The organism is Sphingopyxis sp. SCN 67-31 (genome assembly GCF_001725095.1).
Map to the genome: position 1 here is coordinate 1 of NZ_MEFH01000042.1, position 6,213 is coordinate 6,213.

General features: G+C 65.4%; 1 protein-coding gene and 3 pseudogenes. 3 read left to right on the top strand and 1 reads right to left on the bottom strand.

What is annotated here, in order from left to right:
• Positions 1-765: pseudogene (locus tag ABS88_RS05115) on the top strand (chromosome partitioning protein ParB); the annotation flags it as partial.
• A gap of 139 nt (positions 766-904) precedes the next feature.
• Positions 905-4,889 (top strand): annotated as a pseudogene (locus tag ABS88_RS05120) (strawberry notch-like NTP hydrolase domain-containing protein); the annotation flags it as partial.
• A 362-nt stretch (positions 4,890-5,251) separates the two neighbouring features.
• On the opposite strand, the gene ABS88_RS05130 reads toward ABS88_RS05120, so the two are convergent.
• Positions 5,252-5,476 carry a hypothetical protein gene (locus ABS88_RS05130; protein ID WP_286749346.1) on the bottom strand — a complete coding sequence of 75 codons (225 nt, stop codon included), beginning with the start codon at positions 5,474-5,476 and terminating at the stop codon, positions 5,252-5,254.
• Between the two features lie 103 nt (positions 5,477-5,579).
• Between ABS88_RS05130 and ABS88_RS05135 the strand changes: the two are divergent.
• Positions 5,580-6,213: pseudogene (locus tag ABS88_RS05135) on the top strand (DUF932 domain-containing protein); the annotation flags it as partial.

Genomic DNA, 6,213 nt, shown 5'->3' on the forward strand with positions numbered 1-6,213 from the left:
CTCGCGACGATGAAGGCCGAACTGCTGCGCGTCCATGTCGCCAGCGATCCGCGGTTCGCGCTCGATCTCGGCACCTTCGTGATGGTCGATGCTGCGCAGCGGCGATACGGTTCGAGCGACCTCGCGAGCGAACTCAGGGCCGATGCGGCGCCGTCGCGTGTCATCGGCTTCGAGAGCGGCACGACAGCGGCCGAGGAATGGGCGAAGCTCGAAACCGGACTCGATCGCAGCTGGATCGATCCCGATGCTGGTGTAACCGACCGATACGATGCCTTCTGCGCGCTTGGTGAGGAAGCACGCGCGGCATGGCTGGGTTGGGCAATCGCCCGCGCGATCCACGCCGTGCCGGCAAAGACGACCGGCAGCGATTTCGTCGACCATCTCGGCCGCAAGCTCGGCATCGATGTCGCCGCCTGGTGGCGCCCGACAGCGAAGAATTATTTCAAGCGGCTCACCAAGACGGCGATCCTCGACCTGTTCGCGGAAATCGGCGGCAGCGAACTTGGCCAGCGCTACGGCGCCTCAAAGAAGGATCTCCTCGCTTCCTCGGCCGAGCAGCTCTTCGCGGGCAACATCATCGTCGAGGCCGACGTCAAGGAACGGGCGCTCGCCTGGCTCCCCGACGCGATGCGCTTTGAGCATGCCGTCGCTGCGCTGCCGAACGACGATGCCAACATGGAGTCTGCCGATACCGCCGAAATGACGGTCGACGACGATCCGGTCGGTGATGGCGACGAGGACGAACCGGTGGCCGACGCGGCCTGATCCAGCGGCGCTGGCCTCGATTGGTGGCCGCGACCATGCGTCGCGGTCCCTTTTTCATTTCGCCTTCCAATCTGGAGGAGAGGGGGAGGGCGGCGTGCGGCAGGGGCAGGCGCCCCGGAGCCGTTTCAGGAGAGCTTCGATGACCCTTCCGCTTTTCAACATCGCCGATGCCCCGGATTGCGGCGCCCGGACTAAGGCCGAACGCCTCCACGGCATTGCGCGAGCGCTACAAACCCGGCTCGCCGACCCGCAATCGGTGACGCGTTCGCTCCTCAAAGGGCTCATGTCGGAGGCGTTCGGCGGATCGGATGCCGACGGACACTGGTCGATGCGCGACGCCTATGACGCGCTCGAAGCGGCGCAGGCTTCGCACGTGCTGTCGCTTGGCGAAGACCAAAACCCGGACTGCGCGCCCGATGATGCCTTCGCAGCCATTCTTGCGTTCGAGAAGGCGCTGCCGACGCAGACCTATCGCAGCGAGCATCAAGTCGAGATGCAACAGTTCAGCACGCCAGCCGCGCTGGGCTGGCTCGCGGCGCATGCTGCAGCGATCACGCCCGACGACCATGTGCTCGAGCCTTCGGCGGGGACTGGCATGCTCGCGGCGCGCGCGATCGCCGCGAGCGCCTCCGTAACCCTCAACGAACGCGACCCCTGCCGCGCCGCGCTGCTCTCCCTCGTGACGAACGACGACGTCACCACCCACGATGCCGAGTTCATCCACGACCGATTGCCGCCGGACGTCCGGCCGACCGTCGTTCTGATCAACCCGCCCTTCAGCCGAAGCGAGGGTAGAGGCGAGGATCGGCATGCCGGCGCTCGCCACCTTCGCTCGGCGCTGCTCCGCCTCGCCGACGGCGTACGCTGCGTTGCGATTATGTCGCCGGCATTCGCGCACGACGGCAGCGGTGCCCGCGGCTATATCTCGGTCGCCGAGATCGCGCGTCCGCGCGTGGAAATCACGATCCTCGGCCGCCCCTACGCCAAGCATGGCACCAGCATCGCCGTCCGGTTGATCGTCTTCGACAAAGGCTGGGTCGGCGAGACCGAACGCCACGCGGTCGATTCGATCGAGGCGGCGCTGCCGATCGTGCTCGCGTTGCCGCCCCGGTCGGGCCCATCCGACGAACCGCCACCCGCCTCGCCGGCGGTGATCCCGTTCCGTCCCGCGCTCAAATCCCCTTCGGCATCACTGTTCTCGCGGCTTGCCAGCCCCAAGGTCATCGCGCCGTCGCGGATCGCCGCGAATGACGATCCGACCGAACCGCTCGCTTACACGATTCGCGATGCGCCGCTGCCGGTCGGCGATCCGGTCGGGATCTACGCGCCTTGGCGCCTCGCGCGCATCGATATTCCGGGCGCGACGCCCCATCCCGACAATCTTGTTGAATCGCTTGCGATGGCATCGGTACTGCCGCCGATCCCGAAGTATCGGCCGCTCTTCCAGAAGCGGGCGAGCAGCGCGCTGTCCGACGCCCAGCTCGAAGCGATCATCTATGCGGGTGACGCCTTCTCGCGTGACCTGCCGGGCCGGTTCGTACCCAACGAGGCCGGCGATCAACTTCGCGAGGATGCGAGCGGCCATGCTTATCGCATGGGCTTCTTCATCGGCGACGGGACTGGCGTCGGCAAGGGGCGCGAGGGTGCCGCCATCATCCGAGACCAGTGGAACTGCGGCAACCGCCGCGCCGTCTGGATTTCGAGGGGCGCGACGCTACTCGAGGACGCGCGCCGCGACTGGACGGCGCTCGGCGGCCTGCCGATCGACATCCAGCCGCTCGATGCCTTTCCGCTCGGCCAGCCGATCGGCATGGCGAGCGGCATCCTTTTCCTCACCTATGCGACGCTCCGCTCGCAGCGCCATGACCAATGCTCGCGCCTCCAGCAGATCCTCCAGTGGACGGAAGGCACTTTCGAGGGCGTGATCCTGTTCGACGAATCCCATTCGATGGGCAATGCGGCGGGCACCAAGGACGAGTATCGACAGGCCAAGGGTTCCGAACAGGGCCTTGCCGGGGTTCGCCTGCAAAATGCGCTGCCGCGCGCGCGCGTCGTCTATGAGTCCGCGACCGGCGCGACGAAGCCGGACAATCTGAGCTATGCCTCGCGGCTCGGGCTCTGGGGACCGGGCACGGCCTTTGCAAACCGCGACGCCTTTCTCGCCGCGATGACCGACGGCGGTATAGCCGCGATGGAGATCGTCGCGCGCGATCTCAAGTCCATGGGGCTGTATACGGCGCGTGCGCTCAGCTTCGCCGGCGTCGAATATGATCCGCTTGAGCATCGGCTGACGCCGGATCAGATCGAGATTTACGATGCCTATGCCGACGCGTGGGCAATTGTTCACCAGAACCTCGACCAGGTGCTCAAAGCCTCGAACATCGTCGATCGCATGTCGGGCCAGACGATGAACGCCATGGCCAAGGGATCCGCACTCAGTCGGTTCGAGAGCGCGAAACAGCGCTTCTTCTCGCAGGTGCTGATCGCGATGAAGATGCCGACCGTCGTTCGCGCGATCGAGGATGAACTTGCCGCGGGGCATGTCGCCGTCGTCCAGCTTACCAGCACCGCCGAGGCGATCCTCGAGCGGCGGCTCGCAGAGCTGTCGCCGAGCGAGCGCGCGAACCTCGCGATCGATGTCTCGCCGCTCGACACGCTGATCGATTATCTGAAGACAGCCTTCCCGACGCGTCAGATGCGCGCTTTTCGTTCGTCCGATGGAGCCATGCGCTCCGAGCCGATGCACGATGGCGACGGCAACGCGGTTTTTTGCCAGGAAGCGATCGAAGCGCGCGACAATCTGGTCGAGAGCCTCTGTTCGATGCCGCCGGTTCCGGCTGCGCTCGACTTCCTGATTGCGCATTTCGGGACCGACGCGGTCGCCGAGGTCACGGGCCGGACGCGGCGCGTCGTCATCGACGGGCAGGGACGGCAGAAACTCGAGCGCCGCAGCGCCAGCTCCAACATCGCCGAGACCGATGCCTTCATGTCGGGGCGCAAGCCGATCCTGGTCTTTTCGGAAGCGGGCGGCACCGGGCGCTCCTATCACGCCGACCTCGATTGTCCGAGCGCGCACAAGCGGCGCATCCATTTTCTGCTGGAGCCGGGCTGGCGCGCCGACATTGCGATCCAGGGCCTCGGCCGCACCCATCGCACCTACCAGTGGAAGCCGCCGGTATTCCGCCCCGTCACCACCAACTGCAAGGGCGAGCGCCGTTTCACCAGCACCATCGCGCGCCGTCTCGATACCTTGGGCGCGCTCACGCGCGGCCAGCGCCAGACCGGCGGCCAGAATCTGTTCGATCCGGCCGACAATCTCGAAAGCAGCTATGCCCGCGAAGCGCTCACGCAATGGTATCATCTTCTCCACGCGGGCAAGCTCGCGAGCGTAGGCCTCGAGACGTTCCAGATCATCACGGGACTGACGCTCGTCGATGAGAATGGCACGCTGCTCGACAAGTTGCCGCCGATCCAGCGCTGGCTCAACCGTATCCTCGCGCTTCGCATCGCGACCCAGGATGCCATCTTCGAGGAATATATGGGGCTCATCCAGGCCCGCGTCGATGCTGCCCGGGAAGCAGGGACGCTTGATCTCGGGGTCGAAGCAATCCGGGCCGAGCGCATCGTCCAGCTTTCGGAGCAGGTGCTAAGGAAAGACCCCGTCTCCGGCGCCGAAACGCGGCTGCTCCGCCTCGAGCTTCACCTCAAGCCGCGCGTTACGGGGTGGGCGCGCCTCGACAAGATCTGGGGCGGTTCCTCGGATGCCCAGTATCTGCGGAACAGCCGTTCAGGCCGTATCGCGCTTGGCGTTCCGTCCTGGTCGATCACCGACGAAGACGGGAGGCCCGTCAAGATGATGGAGCTTGTCCGACCGACCGGTTCCAATCGCATCCAGCTTGCAGGTCTCGGACATACGCGCTGGGAGGAGATCGACCGGGACAGTTTCAGGGGCTTCTGGGAAGAAGAGGTGTCCGAAGCGCTCGACAAGGTCGATATCGAGACGATCAGCGTTGCGACGGGCCTCCTGCTCCCCGTCTGGAACAAGCTGCCGCAGGATGATGTTCGTGTCTGGCGGATCGACGATGCGGCGGGAACGTCTATCCTCGGCCGCATCGTGATGCCTGNTCTATCCTCGGGCGCATCGTGATGCCTGGGGCGATAGAGAAGCTGGAATCCGCTTTCGGCCTCACCTCCTCGATCGTGCTGACGCCTGACGAACTGATCGAGGCTGCCCGGCATGGCGATGGCGCTCTCATCCCCGGGCTGCACGGCGCGCGCCTCGTGTCGGCGATGGTGAACGACAGTCGCCGTCTCGAGATCCGGGACTTCCGGCCTCAAGACCGCGAATGGCTGAAGGCATGCGGCGCGTTCAGCGAGGTTATCGCGTACAAAACACGCCTCTTCCTCCCGGTCGGAAAGGCCGATGAAATTCTCGGCGCCATCATCGCCGAGCGCTCGCAGTGAAATCGCAATCCTTGACCGCGTGTCACCTTGCTTTGCTGGTCGGTGTCGGCGCCGAGACGGTCAAGATCTGAACCGTCCGCGGATTGCTCAAGGCAAACTCTCCCGGCACCGGTCGAACGAGCGCCCCGGGGCCGGTGATCAGCACAGGAACCGTGTCCGTGATGTCCGCGCCTTCCTTATCGATAGCGCCGCTGCGATCGATATCCGGAGGGTTGGTGAATTCTGATTCATCGACCTCGTGGCGCATGGCCCCATCTGACGGGCTGCGGGGAGGGAAGGGGGCAGGGTCAAGGCGAGACGGGCAGTGATTTCGCCTCGGCTCGAACTCCCACTCCCATTGGAGATTTTCCATGAACAGTCTTGCTCCAGTCACCGACCGCCCGGTCGGCGGCGCCTATCGCGTCGATATCTCCCGCGGCCGGAACATCGGCCGCGTCTCGTCCGAATGGTTCTCGCGCCCCGACGACGAGCGCTTCCTCTCGCTCACAGATCTCCATGATGTCGTTCGCGCCCGCGCCGACCGCGCAACCACGCGCGTCGTCGACAGCAAGGCTATCCGTGTCGAGGCACGGAGCGACACCCCGGAACTTCTCTCGCTGATGGTCCCCGACGAAGAACGGCCCGTTGCGCCGACAAACTGGGCGTTCGGACAGCTTTGCAGCCTCGTCGGCGCGCCCGCATCCTATCTTCGCGAGCTTCCGGCCGCGCTCGCCGGCATCAATCTTCAGCATGGCCTGGTCGCGCACCGTGGCGAGCAGGTGAAGTTGCTGCAGACCGACGACGGGCGAACCGAGCTTCGCGCCGCGACCGGACCCGAATATGGCCGAATCTGGGATTACGAGCTCGTGGAAGCGGTGATGAAGATCGCCGGCGACGGCGTCGGGCAGACGCGGTGGAAGGTCCCCGGCGTGCTCGACTGGTCGAATATGCACTATAACCCCTATGTCGACGTCACACGCGACACGACGACGCTTTATGCGTCCG

Bases quoted from the DNA above. Each gene is read 5' to 3' on its own strand.
- ABS88_RS05130 (WP_286749346.1), bottom strand. From the start codon at position 5,476: ATGCGCCACGAGGTCGATGAATCAGAATTCACCAACCCTCCGGATATC.